Source organism: Mesorhizobium shangrilense (assembly GCF_028826155.1).
Taxonomy (GTDB): Bacteria; Pseudomonadota; Alphaproteobacteria; order Rhizobiales; family Rhizobiaceae; genus Arvimicrobium; species Arvimicrobium flavum.
Map to the genome: position 1 here is coordinate 88354 of NZ_JAQGPN010000001.1, position 15462 is coordinate 103815.

Here is a 15462-nt window from a genome sequence, read left to right on the forward strand (position 1 = left end):
GCTCGAAAGCGCCGGGCTTGTTACACTTGCGCGTCGCCGTTCAGGCTCTTCAGACGTCCGCGATATCGCTCGACCATCGTGAAGGCGAGGAAAGCCACGATCAGCAGCAGGATCGTCAGGGCATAGGGCCTTGTGACGAAGATCGAATAGCTGCCGTCCGACAGCAGCATTGACCGTCTCAGGCTTTCCTCGATGATCGGGCTGAGGATGAAGGCCAGGATGAAGGACGGCATGGAATAGTCCAGTTGCCTGAGGATGAAGCACAGCATCCCTACCCCCAGGGCAAGCCACAGTTCGAAGAACAGGCTGTGCGCGGCGTAGACGCCGACGATCGACAGAGTGAGGATGATCGGCACCAGGTAGATATTGGAGATGGTGAGCGCCCGGGCAAACATGTTCGTCACCAGACGGCCGGCGAGGTACATCGCCACCGTCGTCAGCAGGAAGCCGTAGAACAGGCCATAGGCGAGGTCCGCACTGTTGGTGAAAAGGTTCGGACCGGGCTGGATGCCGTGGATGATGAAGGCGCCGAGGATGATTGCCGTGGCGGGCGACCCCGGGATGCCCAGCGCCATCAGCGGCACAAGGTTGCCGCCCACCACGGCGTTGTTGGCGGATTCGGGCGCTGCAATGCCTTCGGGATTGCCGTGCCCGAACGTCTGCGGCGAGCGGCTCATCTTCTTTGCCTGAATGTAGGCGAACCAGGAGGCAGGCCCGGCTCCCATGCCGGGGAACAGGCCGACCAGCGATCCGATGCCCGCGCCGGTCATGGTGGGCGCGAAGATCGACTTGAACTCCTTCCAGGTGAGCCCGGTGCTGACGCGCTCCGTCGAGGCGACATAGCGCTTGTGCAGGTCGTGACTGATGATCGCGAATATTTCGGAGAAGGCGAACATGCCCGTCAGCAGCGCCACCATGCCGACGCCCTCGAGCAGCTCGAGGCGTCCGAAGGTGAAGCGCAAGGCGCCGGTGAAGGTGTCCAGTCCTATGGTTCCGACCATGAGGCCGAGTACCACCGAGATGGCGCTCTTCAGCGCGCTCTTCGAGCTTAGAGCCGCAACCGCCAGCAAGCCGGCGATGCCTATGAGAAAGAATTCAGGATCGGAGAAGCGCACCGCGAGACGGGCGAGCGGAACTGCGAGAAACGCGAGGACAAGGCCGCCGACGATGCCGCCGATCGTCGACGACAGCAGCGAATAGCCGAGGGCCTTGCCCGGCAGCCCCTGCTTGGCCATCGCGTTGCCGTCCAGCACCGTCGCAACCGCCGCCGGCGTCCCCGGAATGCCGAGCACGATCGACGATATGGAGCCGCCGTATTCCGCGCCCTGATAAGCTGCCACGAGAAGCAGGATCGAGGCCAGCGGCGACATGCTGTAGGTCAACGGCAGCAAAAGCACGATGGCGATGGTCGCTCCCAGGCCCGGCAGCGCACCTATGATCAGCCCGACCAAGGTTCCCAGAGCGATCGCGGAGAGGTTCGCGAGTGAAAACAGGCTCGCGAAATCGAAGGCAAGAAAATCCATCACAGCACCGGACAAAGGGCTCAGGCCAGCGAGACGCCGAGAGCAAGTTCGAAGATGAGGTAGAGCGATGCCGTGAAAGCGCCGGCGACGGCGGCCGCAACAGCTGCGGTGCGCGGCTTGCGTTCCGGCGCATAGACCATGATCAGCGCAAAGAAGAACAGCGCCGCGGGCACGTAGAACTGGCTTGCCGCCGCCCATAGGAGAAAGAACAGGCCGCTGAGAATGATCGTCAGCGCCAACCTGCCCGCGTTTGGCAGTTCCAGCGGCTCAGCAGCTTCGGAACGATCTCTCTTGAACGACACCACGACCTGGACGCCGCACAGGATGATCAGCAGGACGCCCAGCATGATCGGGAACTGCGCCGGCCCGAAACCGGCCCCCGGAAAGGCGGCGGCAAGTTTGTAGCTCTCAAACAGATAGTAGCATCCCGCCAGGATGAAGCCTGCCAGGAACAGCCGGTCAGCCAGCCTCGTGGTCATCCGTTCTCCTCCCTGGACACGGAACCCGTTTCGACGTTGCTGAAGAAACGACGTTATGATTGAACGCTGAATGCGTCTTGGCAAGAGGTAATCGGATTCAATGATCGATTTTGTCTTATCGATCGTTTCCTTCGATTAAACTATTCGCCTTTACGTGTTGGACTCGTCGCCTGCGGCTTGCCACGGTCGACGCTGAACCGTGGACCTCGGGGACCACCGGTAACTGCAAGGGGAGGAGTGCGCGCATGGGCAAGGTCATCATCCTCGATAGCCGTGACAACGTTGCAACGGCCATCGTGGACATCGCGAAAGGCGAACGCATCGAGGCGACCTCGGGCGTCGTCACGGCGGCGGAGGACATCCCGTTCGGGCACAAGATGGCGCTCGCGGCGATCCCCCACGGCGGCGTCATCCTGAAATACGGCGAGTCCATCGGACTGGCCGAGGGGGACATCGGCGTCGGCGCATGCGTGCACGTGCACAATGTCGACAGCCAGCGCGGGCGCGGCGATCGGGGAGGCAAGTGATGAGTGAGCATGGTTTCTGGGGATATCGCCGCGCCAACGGCACGGTAGGAATACGCAATCAGGTCGCCATCCTGGCGGTGATGGATAACGTCAACGGCGTCGTCAAGAACCTCGCGAGCCTGGTGCGCGGCACGCTGCCAATCCCGGTCTGGTATGGCCGTGGCCAGTTCGGAGCAGACGACGTCCTGTTCCGCAGGACGCAGGTAGGGCTGGCGGCCAACCCCAACATCGCCTCGGTTCTGGTGATCAGCCTGGAAAAGGTTTCGGCGCAGAAGGTAGCGGCAGCCATCGCCGAGAGCGGCAAGCCGGTCGAATGGATTTCCGTCCAGGACATCGGCGGCACGGTCGAGGCGCTGGCCGCCGGAATTCGCAAGCTCCTGCCGATGGTTTCCGCCGCGAGCGCCGAGCGGCCCGAATTCGTGCCGCTGTCGAGCCTTGTCCTCGGCGTCGAATGCGGCGGCACCGACACGACCTCGGGCATCGCCGCCAATCCGGCTCTCGGCTATGTCGCCGACCGCGTCGTCGAAAGTGGCGGCACGGTCTATCTTTCCGAAACGTCCGAATGGATGGGCGCGGAACAGGTGCTCGCAAAACGCGCCAGGAGCGAGGCGATCAGCGCCGACATCTGGGCTGCCGTGCGGCGCATCGAAGACAGCGCGGTTGCCCGCGGGGTCGACATCCGCGGCGCCAATCCGGTGCCCGACAACATTCGCGGCGGCATCACGACGATTGAGGAGAAGTCGCTCGGCGCCATCATCAAGGGTGGTACGACAGAGATCCAGGGCGTCCTAGACTATGCGGTGCCGGCAAAGGGGAACGGGCTCTATCTGATGGACACCGCCGCTCCGGCGGCAGAATCCATGACCGGGCTCGCCGCGGGCGGCGCCCAGCTCATTCTCTTCTCGACCGGCCAGATGAACATCATGGGCAATCTCATCGCCCCCACGGTCAAGGTGACCGGCAATCCGCGCACGGCGGAGCGGCTGCGGGACAATGTGGATGTCGACGTCTCGGCAATGCTTCAGGGTGAGAGCCTCGAAGCGGCCGGGTCTCGGCTGCTCGATTTCACGCTGGGCGTTGCCAGCGGAAGGCTGACCAAGGCGGAGATCCTCGGCGACGAGGACATCGCGATCAGCCGGATCGAGCCCACGGTCTGAGGGAGCAACATGTCGTCGGTCGGTGCGGCAGAACCAAAGCAACGTTTCGCGGCGGAGGAGCTGCGCGCCTTTGCGACAGGGATGTTCGCGCACGCCGGATTGGCTGGGGAGCACGCAGCCATCGTTGCGGATGCGCTGGTCTATGCCAACCTGCGCGGGCTCGACACCCACGGCCTGGTGCGCATCCCGGCATATCTGAAGAGGATCGCAGCGGGCCTCATCAATACCCGGCCGGAGATCCGCAGGCACTCGCCGATGCCCTTCAGCAGCGTCTTCGACGCCGACAATGCAATGGGGCCGGTGGGCGCAAGGCTGGCGATGGATGCGTGCGTGGAAACGGCCGACCGTCTCGGCATCGGGGTCGCCACGGTGCGCCGCAGCAATCATTTCGGCGCAGCATCCGTCTACACCGTGCCGCCGACCGCCAAGGGCCTGATCACGGTCGTCATGTCGCCCGCCGCCCGATCGCTGGCAGCGCATGGCAGCCGCGCGCCGCTTCTCGGCACCAATCCCTTCGCCGTGGCGACACCAGCCGGCAAGTATGGCGCCTGGTCGCTGGACATGGCGGCGAGCGTTGCAGCGCGCGGGCACATCCGGCTTGCCGCCCAGGAAGGCAGGGCGATTCCGGAGGGCTGGGCGCTCGACCCGGATGGCGCCCCAACCACCGATGCCCAGGCAGCGCTCCGCGGCACCATGCTGCCTTTCTCGGGCGCGAAGGGTTCCGCCCTGGCGATGATGGTCGACATTCTCGGCGGGGTGCTGTCGGGCTCTGCTTTCGCCGGCGACACCCGCGACTGGAATACGGATTTCACCGGACCCGCCGACGTCGGCCACTTCCTGCTGGCGATGAAGGTGGAAGCCTTCATGCCGCTGGCCGAATTCGAGAGCCGGATGGAGACGGCGATCGGGCGGCTGAAGGCGCTGCCGCCCGCACAGGGCTTCGACGAGGTGCGTTTTCCCGGCGAGCGCAGCGGCAATACCGAGATCGAGAGACGTCGGCACGGCATCCCGCTCAGCGTCGAGGCGGTGACGTCCTTGCGCGCGCAAGCCGCGTCATCCGGAGTGGAGTTTCCCGCGCCGCTCGCGTGAACTACCTCATTCGAAATCCGATTGGCTCAATCGGATTGCCGGTCAGATGATGCCCCGGGCGAGTTCCGGCGATGGCTGCAGTTCACCGCGCTCGATCCGCAGGATTAACTGGTGAACCCTCCCGTGCGGCGTGGCGTCGATGCCGACGTCCCTGCCCTTTTGCGCAATGAATCCGTTGATCGCGTCGGTTTCCGTGCGACGCCCCTTGCCGATGTCCTGCGCCATTGAAGGTCGCTGATCGCCTGAGCGCGCCCCGGCGATCTCGGCCATCCGCAGGCGGATCGCATCGATCGCGCCAGCGTCGCCCCGCTCCGCCGCGACCAGCGTGTCGAAGTCGAACCCGGTGTTGACGAGCGGGTAGCCGAGCGCGCGGCCTATGCGCACCGCCTGCCCGCCGAGACGCATGCCGAGCGCCATCGTGACCGGATCGGAATCGCGTTCCCGGCCCGTCATGCCGGTCATGGCGGACAGGCCGTTGCGCATGGAGTTGATGACCAGCTTCGACCATTTCACGCCGATGAGGTTGCCGATCGGCTTGCTGGCTTCGGCGTGGTCCAGGGCTGCAGCAATTTCCGCGCAGCGGGCAGGATCGGCGCCTTCCACTGCGCCGACGCTGATATCGCCCTTCGGCGACATCCTCCTGACGTGGGCCGGTCCGACGAGTTCGCAGGCGAGAGCATTGATCGCGCAGCCATAGGTGCGGCGGGCGCCGGCAATGGAGGCTATCGCACCTTCATTTATCGCGTTCTGTAGCGACACGACCACGCCATCGTCGGCAAGATAGGGAACGACGAGCTGCGTCGCCCAAAGGGTATCGTAGGACTTGACCGCGATGAAGGCGATGTCGATGGGCCGCTCCCGAACGAAGCCCTGGACATCGCCGATATGCCTTATGTCAGCGGGTACGGTGAAGCGTTCGCCGGACAGCCCCTCCACGGTCATCCCGTCGCGGCGCACTTTCTCGACATGCTCGGGCCAGGCATCGATCAGCGTGACGTCCAGCCCAGCCCGAGCCATGTGCGCGCCGAAATAGCCGCCGATGGCGCCGGCGCCCACGATCACGATCCGAGCCGACATTTATCTCCTCCCCCAGAGACGATCCCGTATGCCTAGTAGCCGAACAGCTTGAGCGCGGCGAGACCGAACACCGCGATGAACAGCCAGCCGAATACTCCCAGCAGCAGCGGCTTCGCGCCCTTGGCCCGCAGCCGTCCCGCATTGATCTGAAGACCGATGGCGGCGAGGGCGGAGGCCAGAAGGAAGTTGGTCACCAGCCCGACATTCTCGGCGACGATCGCCGGCAGCTCCACGGCGCTGTTGACGATGACCATGCAGACGAAGCCCAGCACGAACCATGGCACCGGCGTCTCGGCCCGCGCCTCGCCTTCTCCGCGCGAAGTCGCGAACACGGCCATGCCCAGCACCAGCGGGGCCAGCATCACGACCCGCGTCAGCTTCGAGACGGTGCCGTACTGGCCCGCCGCATCACTGTGCTGGAATGCTGCGGCCGCAACCTGCGCGACTTCGTGCACCGTGGCGCCGACCCACAAGCCGAAGCCAACATCGTCGAGACCCAGCGGCTGTGCCAGCAACGGGTAGACGAACATGGATATCGAGCCGAGGATGCTCACACAGGCAATGGCATAGGCCACATCCTCATCGCTGCCCCGGCTCACGGTATTGGCTGCGACGACTGCAGAAGCGCCGCACACCGCCGTTCCGGCCGCTATGAGGTCGGTCAGGGCGCGGTCGACGCCCAGCGCGCGGCCGGCGAGGCGAATGGCGAAAAAGGTCGCCAGCAGCGTTGCGGCGAGAATAGCGACCGCGCCGCCGCCCAGGCTCAGCACCTGGGTCAGCGTGAGCTGCAGGCCCAGCAGCACGATGCCAAGCCGCAGCAGCCGCTTGGCCGAGAACGCGATGCCCGGCAGCGCCGACGCAGGCGCGCCCCACAGGTTCTGGACGGCAATGCCGACGACAATCGCAAGGATCATCGGGCTGAGGCTGCTGATGCCCGACAAGCTCCTGAACGTCAGGCACGCGGCGGCAATCGTCGTCGCCAGGACGATGCCCGGCAACAGCGGAAATTGGCGCACCAGGCCAATAGGAGCGTCCCTTACTTCCGACTGCTGCGACACCGCGATCTCCAGACTGCAATTAAAACACCGGAGGTCTTTGGCCTTGCGCGATCAATCAATCCAACGGATATTTATGCTCAGAACGTTCGGTTTTTTCGAATATTGATTGGCAGATGACGCTCGACCAGCTTCGGATTTTTCTGGAAGTCGCCACCTATGAGCACGTTACCCGTGCGGCGCAGACATTGAACATGACCCAGTCGGCCGTCAGCGCGGCGGTCGCGGCGCTGGAGGCCCGTCACGGGGTCACGCTGTTCGATCGCATCGGCAGACGGATCGAACTCACGCAGGCCGGACGCGCCTTCGTCAAGGAAGCAAGGAGCGCGCTTCGCCGGGCGGAGGAGGCAGAACGCTTCCTGAGCGATCTCGGCGGCACGGCTTCGGGGGTGCTGCGTCTGCACGCGAGCCAAACCGTGGCCAGCTACTGGTTGCCCCCACACTTGGTGCGCTTCCGAGAGCGCCATCCGCGGGTCGAGATCCAGCTCAGCCTCGGCAACACCCGCTCGGCGACCTCGGCAATTATGGAGGGCGCTGCCGACCTCGCCATCGTGGAGGGCGAGGTTGAGGGCGACGGCCTGCTCCAGAAGGTCGTCGCGAGGGATCGTCTGGTGCTGGTCGTCAGCAAACGGCATCCGTGGGCGGACGGCCGCCCGATCGGAGCGGCGGACCTCAGCAGCACGACCTGGATCATGCGGGAATCCGGTTCGGGGACCAGGGCAGCCTTCGAGCGTGACCTGGCGGCGCTAGGAGTCGACCCGTCGCGCCTGCTCACCGTGCTGGAGATGCCGTCCAACGAAGCCTGCCTGGCGGCCGTCGAAGTGGGACGCAGCGCGACAGTCCTGTCAAAGCGCGCCGCGCTCGCACGGCTGAACGACGGCAGCTTCCACGAAGTCAACTTCGAGCTTCCGGTGCGCCATTTCGCGATGATCCGCCACGCCGAGCGTCACGCTGCGCGTTCGGTTCGGGCGATGATGGAGATGCTCGAGACATCGGCGGGCGACAACGCCATCGGCTGACCGATTGCCCGCCGGGGCCGCGAACCATATTGGGTGCGGCCCCGTCCGGATTGCCCTACTCTGTTGAATACTCGTCGAGTTGCGCCTTGAAGTACTCGGCGAACGCCTTGTGATCCATGTAGGCATCCTGCTGGCGCTGCTGCTTCATGTACTCCTGCCAGCGCGGATCCTTGGTCGCCTGCTGGAGGGCCGCGCTCAACTTCTCCAGGACCGGTTCAGGCGTGCCGGCCTTCGCGAATACGCCGCGCCATAGCACCTCGCCATCGATGTCCTTGTGCCCCTCTTCGACGAAGGTCGGAACGTCCGGACGGTCGGCTGCACGTTCGCCGAGGCTAAGCGCCAGCATGCGAAGATCGCCAGCATCGACCTGTGCGTTGACGTTGCTGCTGGTCACCACGGCGGCGTCGATGTTTTCGCCCAGCACCGCCGAGACGACGCCGCTGCCACCGTCATAGGGCACATAGGTCACCTTGATGTCGGCGCCCTTGGATACCTTGTCGACGAAGAACGAGGACCAGCTCTTGGAACCCACGCCGCCCACCTTGAGGCTGCCCGGATTGGCTTTCGCCGCCGCGACGAAATCCTTGTAGGATTTGAGCGGGCTGTTCTTGGGAACGACGAGGGTCTTGTAGTCCGCGTTGATGCGGGCGATCGGCTGCACGTCCTCCCCCTTCACCGGCCATTGTCCTCCGGTGATGCCAAGCACGACGGTGTCCGACTGGCTGAAGACCGTGTATCCGTCCGCCGCCTGGGCCAGCGAGTAGGCGACGCCGATCGCGGTGCCGCCGCCATCCTTGTTCACGGGCACGATCTTCTGTCCAAGCACCTGCTCGGTTGCCGTGATGAGCGTGCGGGCAAATGTATCGGCGCCCGAGCCCGGCGAGAACGGGATGACCCAATTGATGGGCTTGGCGGGGTATTCCTGCGCCTGAGAGGGGGCCGCCCAGCCCAACGCTCCCAACAGCGCGACAGCAATTCCCAGTGACCTGATAGGCTTCATTCCACTTCCTCCTTTTATGATCTGTCGCGCCGGCCGTCCTCCCGACCCAAACGCCCTAATCCAGTCCAGTCCTTTCCCGAAACGACTGCGCCTGCTCCTTGGTGAAGCGGCGGAGCCTGAGCTGCTTCAGGTGCGGCCCGAACACCTCCTCGATCTGCGAGCCGAAGCGCAGGTGGATCTCGGCCATGTAGTAGTCGTGCCTGATCAGCGAATCCGCCATCTGCACCACCGAGTAGTTGCGCGTGTGGAACGCCGTCATCCGGTCGGTGGTGGCGGTGACAGCCTCACGATGGTCGATGGTCAGCGTGAAAAGGTTGTCCGCCGTGCCCATGCGCATGCCGTTGGCTTCGTGCAGGTAGACTTGACAGCGGTCGTTGAAACGGAACTCGTCGGGATCCGTGCCGAACAGCACGATCAGAATCTCGACGCCGCGCTCGGCCGCCTCCCGCAGCGCCTCGGAATAGACGCGAAGCACCTCGTCCGCAGCCTTGATGCAGATGGTGCTGCGGCTTTCGCTGATGAGGGAGCTGATCTTCCGATAGATGGCGAGTTCGCCCTGCACGTTCCACACATAGGGATCGTCCTCCGGCGCTTTCAGCCTGGCGAGCTCCTTTGCGAGGTTGTCGCAGACCGCCATCGTCTGGCGACCGAGGTTCTTCAAGTGGCGATCGGGCGGCGCGGCGACATAGCGCACCGGATTTTCGCTGATGGGCTGGACGGCGCCCCGCTTCGCCAGCGATTCGAGCGCATTGTAGGTGTTCGGTCGCGGCACGCCGGTCGCCTTGGCGATCTCGTAGGCGGTGGCCGGGCTCTCGGTGAGGAGTTGCATGTAGATCTTGGCTTCGTATTCGGTGAAGCCGAGACGGCGGAAATCCTGGATCAGGTCGGCAGAAGCCGTTTCGCGCTTGTTCGGTTCCTGCACCATCTTTCCCTCCTGCGGCTAAGCTGTGCTTCGGTTGGCTGGGGGCGAGTTTGCATGTCCGATTGCCGAAAGGAACTCCTCGTAGCCGCGGAAGCCGGCGAGCGCATCGACCGCCTGCGGGATCTCGTCGAATGTCGGGACGCCGCGCTCCATGGCCGCCCGACGGAACTCGCGACGCCACGCGTCCGCTTCCTCGCTGCGGTCGGAGCGCAGCACCAGGATCTGGTGCGGCGCGCTATCGGCCCCATCCGCCCCGCCCAGAACCGAGTTGAGCAGGTTGGGCAGGAAGCCCGGCACATGGCGGTAGCCGAGGATGACCGGCAGATTGAGGTGGATGATCGTGGCGTAGGGCGCCGTCAGCGTCCGGTTGATATCGAGGATTCGAGCAGCCACCCTTCCCTCTTCCTCCTTCAGCACGCTTGCGGGGAGGTCGATCGGATTGGCCAGGCTCGCTCCCGGCGGAAGCTTGATGCGCGCATACTCCTCACGCGCCGCCGGCGAGGGCGACGCCAGGCCGAAACCGGCGCGGTCGAGGGCGTCGGTCGCAAGCACGCTGGCTCCGCCACCATTGCCGAACAGCGTGACGACCGGCTCGCGGCCAGGCTTGGGCTGAAGCCACAGGCAAAGCTGCAGCGCGTCCAGAAAAGTATCCAGCGTGTCGGTCAGCACCATGCCGGTCTGCCGCGCCAGCGCGCGCCAGGCCTGATCCGTCCCGGCCATGGCCCCGGTGTGCGAAGCTGCCGCCTTCCCGCCGAGACCGGTGACGCCGCCGACCAGAAGCACGACCGGCTTGCGCCCCTTGTTCTTCCGGACAAGCTCCTGGAAGCGCCGTCCGTCCTTCACATCCTCGACGTAGAGGCCGACCACGCGCGTCTCGGGATCGTGCAGATAGTACTCGAGCAAATCCGACGGTCCGACGTCGATGGAGTTTCCTAGCGTTACAAGCCCGCTGAACCGGAGACCCAGATTCTGCCCACGCCTCAGGATATCCATCCCGAGACCGCCGCTCTGGCAAGCCACGCCGACACCGCCCGGCTCGATCACCGCGCCTTCCATGAAGGTGTAGCCGCCATGGGGGGAATGAGTCCCCATGCAGTTCGGCCCTACCAGGCGGAAGCCGCCCTGCCGCGCGAGCTCGCGCAGCCGGTCTTCCCAGGCGTGATGGGTTTCAGGATCGCCGCTTGCCATGACCTGCGCGAAACGCAGCCTGCCGCCTGCCCCGGCGAGCACGGCCTCGGCGTTCTTCGCCGGGACGGTCAGGTACGCGTAGTCGGTCGGCTCGGGCGTCTCCGCCAGCGAGCGGAAGGCCGGGATGCCCTCGATCTCGGCCGCACTTGGATGGATCGGGAAAATGCGCCCCCGGTAGCCGCAATCTCTGAGGACACGGATGAACCGGTTTCCCGCCGACGTGCCGTTGGCGGACGCCCCGATGACGGCGATGGAGTCGGGCCTGAAGAGCGGCCGAAACTCCTTCAACACCTGCGAGGGTGCCTGCATCCTGACGACACTCATTTGCCGACGCCCCTGAGAACGACGCGGCAGTCGACGGCCACTAGGCCGTCATGTCGCGCGATCAGCGGGTTCAGATCGAATTCTTCGACCCGGTCCGCGTGGGCAGTGAAAAACCCGTCCTCACCGCCAAGGGCAAGCAGCGCATCCCGGATCCGGCCGAGGTCCGCGCCGGCCTTCCCACGGGCCCCTTTCAGTATCGGAGCCATCCTGAGGCCCTCGATCATCTCACAGGCGTCCCGCGCCTCGATCGGGCACAATCGAAAGGCGACATCCTTCAGGATCTCGGCAAAGACCCCGCCTGCGCCGAGCATGATCATCGGCCCGAGCTGCGGGTCGATGACGCCGCCGATGACAATCTCCGTCCCCGGCTCCACCATCTCCTCGACCAGGAAACCGGTGAGCGCCTTGCCGGCCTGAGCCATCCTTGCGCGAATTTCGGCGCAGGCGGCATCGACTTCTGCCGCGTTGGCGAGTCCGAGCCGCACCGCACCGAGGTCGCTCTTGTGAACCGCTTCGCTTGACAGCGCCTTGAGCACAAATGGCGGTCGCAGAGCCGCGATCCGCCCGTGCGCACCGTCGTACGGGCCGATGCGAACGCTCTTCGGTACGGCAATACCGAGTTCCGACAGAACCAGCTTTCCGCTGTGTTCGTCGAGCGCTCCCTGCCCCGCCTCGATGGCGCGATCGATGATCCGTCGGATGGCCGGGGCATGCGCGCCGTTGCCAGAGATTTGCGCCGGAGCGTCCATCAATAGCTCGTCGGCCAGTTGGCGAGGTGGTGTTCGCCGATGCCGCCCTTCGGTCCGGCGCACTGAATGTCGAGGGCGGAGACGAGGAAGCGGCGGGTTTCGCGCGGGTCGATTACGGCCTGCGCCTCGAACAGACCGGCCAGCGCGTAGGCGGAACTGTCCTGCGAGATTTCCTCGACCAGCTTCTCGAACCGTTCGGGGTCGTCCTCACGCTGGATGCCATGCAGGACATTGACGCCCACCCTTGGATCCATGAAGCCGAAATTGGCTGTGGGCCACGCCGCCGCGATTTCGGAATGACGGCCGCCACCCATGTTGAGATAGGCCTGGCCGTAGTTCTTGCGCATCGTCACCGCGATGCGGGGCACCGTCACCTGTGACAGGGCGTTCATCCAGTTCATGATGCGGCCCGGCGCCCAGCGACGCTCCCCGTCGATGCCGATCAGGAAGCCCGGCTGGTCGACCAGGAAGATGATCGGCAGGTTGAAGGAGTCGCACAGGACCAGGAAACTGGTCGCCTTGCGCATCGAATCGACATCGATCGCGCCGCCCCGGACGAGCGGATTGTTGGCCAGGATGCCGACGCTGCGGCCGCCGATGCGCGCCAGGGCAGTGACCAGCGACCGGCCGAACTTGGGCTTCAGCTCGAAAAGGCTGTCGCGATCGACCAGCGGCGCGAGGATCTTGCGGGAATCATAGACCTGCGACTGGTTCACCGGAAAATGGTCGAGAACCGACAGCGCCGCTTCGTCCGACCCCTGCGGAACCGGCTTGCGCGGGGTGGTCTCGTCGCGATTCTGCGGCATGTAGCCGAGATATGTCTTGACGATGTCCAGCGCCTGCTCGTCGGTGTCGACCGCATAGTCGACCAGCCCGGTCTTCTCCGTGTGCAGCTTCCAGCCGCCCAGTTCCTCGGGGTCGACAGCCTGATTGATGGCCACCGACGTCACGCGGCTGCTTGCCACCGCCATCGTGGCGCCCTTGCGCATCACCGCGAAGTCCGACATGCAGCCATACCAGGTCGACGAGCCGTAGCAGTCGCCGAGCAGCGCCGAAACGAGCGGCATCTCGCGGCGGCGACGGAACTCGAACGGATCCTGCCCGAGCATGGCGCGCCCGGAGGCGCCCATGCGATCGGGCATCCGCGCGCCGGAGGATTCGCCCAGCATGACCAGCGGCATGCCGCGCGCCGCCGCCGTGTCCTTCACATGCTTGATCTTCTTGCCGTTGATGACGCTGGACGAAGCCCCCAGCACGCTGAAGTCGTTGGAGACCACCGCGACCTGGCGGCCATTGACCTCGCCGAAACCGGCGATCTTGCCGTCGGCAGGCGTACGGTCGCGCATCTCCGGACGGTGCGAGGTGGCGAGCTGACCGACCTCGAAGAACGTGTCCCGGTCCAACAGATGGTCCAGCCGTTGGCGGGCATTCAGGATGCCGGCGGCACGCCTTTCCTCGAGCCGCTTCGGACTGCCCATCGCAAGCGCCCTGGCCTGCCGCCGGCTCAATTCGTCGAGCGATAGGGCCATGGCGTCTACATGATCCGTCATCCGCTGCCTCCTCCAAAACAGTAGTTGCCGCAAACACTACGCTACGTTTTGGCGCGCTGTCCATAGCTGAAATTGACGTCACTGCATTTTCGTAGTTGCTATTGCAACACCGCGCCGGACGCCGTACGGTTCCTGCAAACCAAGGGAGAAGTCATGGCGAAAATCGACATTATCGGAGAGATGACCGGATCGATCTGGAAAATCCTCGCAGAGCCCGGCCAGCAAGTGACCGAGGGAGACACCGTCATCCTGATTGAGGCCATGAAGATGGAGATCCCGGTGGCCGCGCCGGAGTCCGGCCGCGTGTCCGAGATCCTCGTCAAGGAAGGCGACATGGTTGCCGACGGCGACGTGGTCATGCGCCTGGAGCAGTAGCCGATGCGCAAGCTGCTGGTCGCCAATCGTGGCGAGATCGCCTGCCGAGTCATGCGCACCGCGCAGGCGAACGGCGTCAGAACGGTTGCTGTCTTCTCGGAAGCTGATCGCAACGCCATGCATGTTGAAATGGCCGATGAAGCGCGCCTCATCGGCGCGGCGCAAGCCGCCCAAAGCTATCTCGACCCGGCGCGGATTCTGGAGGCGGCGCGCGAATCCGGCGCCGATGCCGTTCATCCCGGTTACGGCTTCCTGTCCGAGAACGCCGGTTTTGCCGAAGCCGTCATCAAGGCGGACCTGACATGGGTTGGCCCATCGCCCGAGACGATCCGCCTGATGGGCGACAAGCAGACGGCGCGCAGCACAGCGGCCAATGCCGGAGTTCCGGTGGTTCCCGGCAGCCGGCGCTTCGCACCGGGCGACCTTGCCGGACTGGCGGAAGCCGCGTCGGAAGTCGGATTTCCGGTGCTGATCAAGGCTGCGGCCGGCGGTGGCGGCATCGGCATGCGCCAGGCCGAAGGCCCGGACAAGCTCGAGGAACTTGTGGTCGCGGTTCAGGAAGCGGCGCAGAAATCGTTCGGCAACGGCGACATCTACCTCGAACGTTTCCTCCCGAAGGCGCGCCATGTGGAAATCCAGGTCTTCGGCTTCGGCGATGGACGCGCCATCCATCTGCATGAGCGCGACTGCTCCCTGCAGCGGCGCTTCCAGAAGGTCATCGAGGAGGCGCCTGCTCCAGGACTGCCGGAACAGGTTCGCGCTCGCATGGCCGAAGCTGCCTTGGCCCTGTGCGGCTCGACCCGCTATTCGGGGCTCGGCACCGTCGAATTCATCGTCGACGCCGCAACCTTCGAGTTTTTCTTCCTGGAGATGAACACCCGCATCCAGGTGGAGCACCCGGTGACCGAGATGATCACGGGGATCGATCTGGTCGGGCTGCAGTTGGCTCTTGCCGGCGGGCAAACCGGCGAATTGCCTGGGGAAACTCCGCCGAGGCGCGGTTGCGCGATCGAATGCAGGCTCTACGCGGAAAACCCCGCAAAGATGTTCTTCCCGTCACCCGGCCGCCTGACGACATTTCAGTTGCCCGCACCGCGCGACGGCCTGCGGATCGATACCGGCTACCGGCAGGGGGACACGGTGACGCCGTTCTACGATCCGATGATCGCCAAGATCATCGTCCATGGCGACACGCGCGAAGCAGCGATCGCAAAAGCCGTAGTCGCCCTTGAGGAACTCAGCGTAGACGGGATCTCCACCAATCGCGGTTTCCTGCTTGCCTGCCTGAGGCACGAGGCTTTTGCCGAAGGCGCGGTGCATACGAAATTCATCGACACCTACAAGAACGAATTGCTGGATGCAGTTCGGCAGGCAGAAGCGGTAGCCGCGTGACCGATCTGCCCTGCGAGCGCTGCGGTTCCCGTGCAG

General features: G+C 64.8%; 15 protein-coding genes. 6 read left to right on the forward strand and 9 right to left on the reverse strand.

Features of this window, described 5'->3' with window-relative positions; genetic code table 11:
• Positions 1-20: 20 nt before the first annotated feature.
• Both PD284_RS00405 and PD284_RS00410 read right to left on the reverse strand, forming a co-directional pair.
• Positions 21-1523, reverse strand: coding sequence for a tripartite tricarboxylate transporter permease (locus PD284_RS00405; protein ID WP_274626266.1), 1503 nt, complete (start codon positions 1521-1523; stop codon positions 21-23).
• A gap of 20 nt (positions 1524-1543) precedes the next feature.
• On the reverse strand, positions 1544-2002 hold the full coding sequence (locus tag PD284_RS00410; RefSeq protein WP_274626267.1) for a tripartite tricarboxylate transporter TctB family protein: 459 nt from the start codon (positions 2000-2002) through the stop codon (positions 1544-1546).
• Positions 2003-2247: 245 nt separating this feature from the next.
• On the opposite strand from PD284_RS00410, the gene PD284_RS00415 reads away from it, so the two are divergent.
• Genes PD284_RS00415 through PD284_RS00425 form a run of 3 tightly spaced genes read left to right on the forward strand, consistent with a single transcriptional unit; the run spans position 2248 to position 4775 of the window.
• Positions 2248-2529, forward strand: coding sequence for a UxaA family hydrolase (locus PD284_RS00415; protein WP_274626268.1), 282 nt, complete (start codon positions 2248-2250; stop codon positions 2527-2529).
• On the forward strand, positions 2529-3686 hold the full coding sequence (locus PD284_RS00420; RefSeq protein ID WP_274626269.1) for a UxaA family hydrolase: 1158 nt from the start codon (positions 2529-2531) through the stop codon (positions 3684-3686). Before PD284_RS00415 ends, PD284_RS00420 begins: the two co-directional genes overlap by 1 nt.
• A 9-nt stretch (positions 3687-3695) precedes the next feature.
• Entirely contained in the window at positions 3696-4775 is a 1080-nt protein-coding gene (locus PD284_RS00425; protein ID WP_274626270.1) for an Ldh family oxidoreductase, read from the forward strand.
• 42 nt (positions 4776-4817) lie between these two features.
• Here the strand turns inward: PD284_RS00425 and PD284_RS00430 are convergent, their stop codons facing one another.
• Together PD284_RS00430 and PD284_RS00435 are read right to left on the reverse strand one after the other, a co-directional pair.
• Positions 4818-5852, reverse strand: coding sequence for a ketopantoate reductase family protein (locus PD284_RS00430; RefSeq protein ID WP_274626271.1), 1035 nt, complete (start codon positions 5850-5852; stop codon positions 4818-4820).
• Positions 5853-5884: 32 nt separating this feature from the next.
• Entirely contained in the window at positions 5885-6910 is a 1026-nt protein-coding gene (locus PD284_RS00435; RefSeq protein ID WP_274626272.1) for a YeiH family protein, read from the reverse strand.
• A 113-nt stretch (positions 6911-7023) separates the two neighbouring features.
• On the opposite strand from PD284_RS00435, the gene PD284_RS00440 reads away from it, so the two are divergent.
• Positions 7024-7926, forward strand: a complete 903-nt coding sequence (locus PD284_RS00440; protein ID WP_274626273.1) for a LysR substrate-binding domain-containing protein — start codon at positions 7024-7026, stop codon at positions 7924-7926.
• A 55-nt stretch (positions 7927-7981) separates the two neighbouring features.
• On the opposite strand, the gene PD284_RS00445 is transcribed toward PD284_RS00440, so the two are convergent.
• The 5 genes from PD284_RS00445 to PD284_RS00465 are packed head-to-tail and all read right to left on the reverse strand — an operon-like array spanning position 7982 to position 13659.
• The gene (locus PD284_RS00445) at positions 7982-8926 is read right to left on the reverse strand and encodes a Bug family tripartite tricarboxylate transporter substrate binding protein (protein ID WP_274626274.1); all 945 of its coding nucleotides are present in this window, start codon (positions 8924-8926) and stop codon (positions 7982-7984) included.
• A 55-nt stretch (positions 8927-8981) separates the two neighbouring features.
• Positions 8982-9851 (reverse strand): TrmB family transcriptional regulator, encoded by an 870-nt coding sequence (locus PD284_RS00450; protein ID WP_274626275.1) that lies wholly within the window; start codon positions 9849-9851, stop codon positions 8982-8984.
• Between the two features lie 15 nt (positions 9852-9866).
• The gene (locus PD284_RS00455; RefSeq protein ID WP_274626276.1) at positions 9867-11360 is read right to left on the reverse strand and encodes a CoA-binding protein; all 1494 of its coding nucleotides are present in this window, start codon (positions 11358-11360) and stop codon (positions 9867-9869) included.
• The gene (locus PD284_RS00460; protein ID WP_274626277.1) at positions 11357-12109 is read right to left on the reverse strand and encodes an acetate--CoA ligase family protein; all 753 of its coding nucleotides are present in this window, start codon (positions 12107-12109) and stop codon (positions 11357-11359) included. Before PD284_RS00460 ends, PD284_RS00455 begins: the two co-directional genes overlap by 4 nt.
• Positions 12109-13659: an acyl-CoA carboxylase subunit beta gene (locus tag PD284_RS00465; protein ID WP_274626278.1), complete on the reverse strand. Its 1551-nt coding sequence runs from the start codon at positions 13657-13659 to the stop codon at positions 12109-12111. Before PD284_RS00465 ends, PD284_RS00460 begins: the two co-directional genes overlap by 1 nt.
• Before the next feature lie 153 nt (positions 13660-13812).
• Between PD284_RS00465 and PD284_RS00470 the strand changes: the two genes are divergently transcribed.
• Entirely contained in the window at positions 13813-14034 is a 222-nt protein-coding gene (locus PD284_RS00470; RefSeq protein WP_274626279.1) for a biotin/lipoyl-binding carrier protein, read from the forward strand.
• Between the two features lie 3 nt (positions 14035-14037).
• The gene (locus PD284_RS00475) at positions 14038-15426 is read left to right on the forward strand and encodes an acetyl-CoA carboxylase biotin carboxylase subunit (RefSeq protein ID WP_274626280.1); all 1389 of its coding nucleotides are present in this window, start codon (positions 14038-14040) and stop codon (positions 15424-15426) included.
• Positions 15427-15462: the final 36 nt, after the last annotated feature.

Coding starts and splice junctions, on each gene's coding strand:
- PD284_RS00440 (WP_274626273.1), top strand. CDS start 7,024: ATGACGCTCGACCAGCTTCGGATTTTTCTGGAAGTCGCCACCTATGAG.
- PD284_RS00475 (WP_274626280.1), top strand. CDS start 14,038: ATGCGCAAGCTGCTGGTCGCCAATCGTGGCGAGATCGCCTGCCGAGTC.
- PD284_RS00460 (WP_274626277.1), bottom strand. CDS start 12,109: ATGGACGCTCCGGCGCAAATCTCTGGCAACGGCGCGCATGCCCCGGCC.
- PD284_RS00425 (WP_274626270.1), top strand. CDS start 3,696: ATGTCGTCGGTCGGTGCGGCAGAACCAAAGCAACGTTTCGCGGCGGAG.
- PD284_RS00405 (WP_274626266.1), bottom strand. CDS start 1,523: ATGGATTTTCTTGCCTTCGATTTCGCGAGCCTGTTTTCACTCGCGAAC.
- PD284_RS00450 (WP_274626275.1), bottom strand. CDS start 9,851: ATGGTGCAGGAACCGAACAAGCGCGAAACGGCTTCTGCCGACCTGATC.
- PD284_RS00430 (WP_274626271.1), bottom strand. CDS start 5,852: ATGTCGGCTCGGATCGTGATCGTGGGCGCCGGCGCCATCGGCGGCTAT.
- PD284_RS00410 (WP_274626267.1), bottom strand. CDS start 2,002: ATGACCACGAGGCTGGCTGACCGGCTGTTCCTGGCAGGCTTCATCCTG.
- PD284_RS00455 (WP_274626276.1), bottom strand. CDS start 11,360: ATGAGTGTCGTCAGGATGCAGGCACCCTCGCAGGTGTTGAAGGAGTTT.
- PD284_RS00420 (WP_274626269.1), top strand. CDS start 2,529: ATGAGTGAGCATGGTTTCTGGGGATATCGCCGCGCCAACGGCACGGTA.
- PD284_RS00465 (WP_274626278.1), bottom strand. CDS start 13,659: ATGACGGATCATGTAGACGCCATGGCCCTATCGCTCGACGAATTGAGC.
- PD284_RS00415 (WP_274626268.1), top strand. CDS start 2,248: ATGGGCAAGGTCATCATCCTCGATAGCCGTGACAACGTTGCAACGGCC.
- PD284_RS00445 (WP_274626274.1), bottom strand. CDS start 8,926: ATGAAGCCTATCAGGTCACTGGGAATTGCTGTCGCGCTGTTGGGAGCG.
- PD284_RS00470 (WP_274626279.1), top strand. CDS start 13,813: ATGGCGAAAATCGACATTATCGGAGAGATGACCGGATCGATCTGGAAA.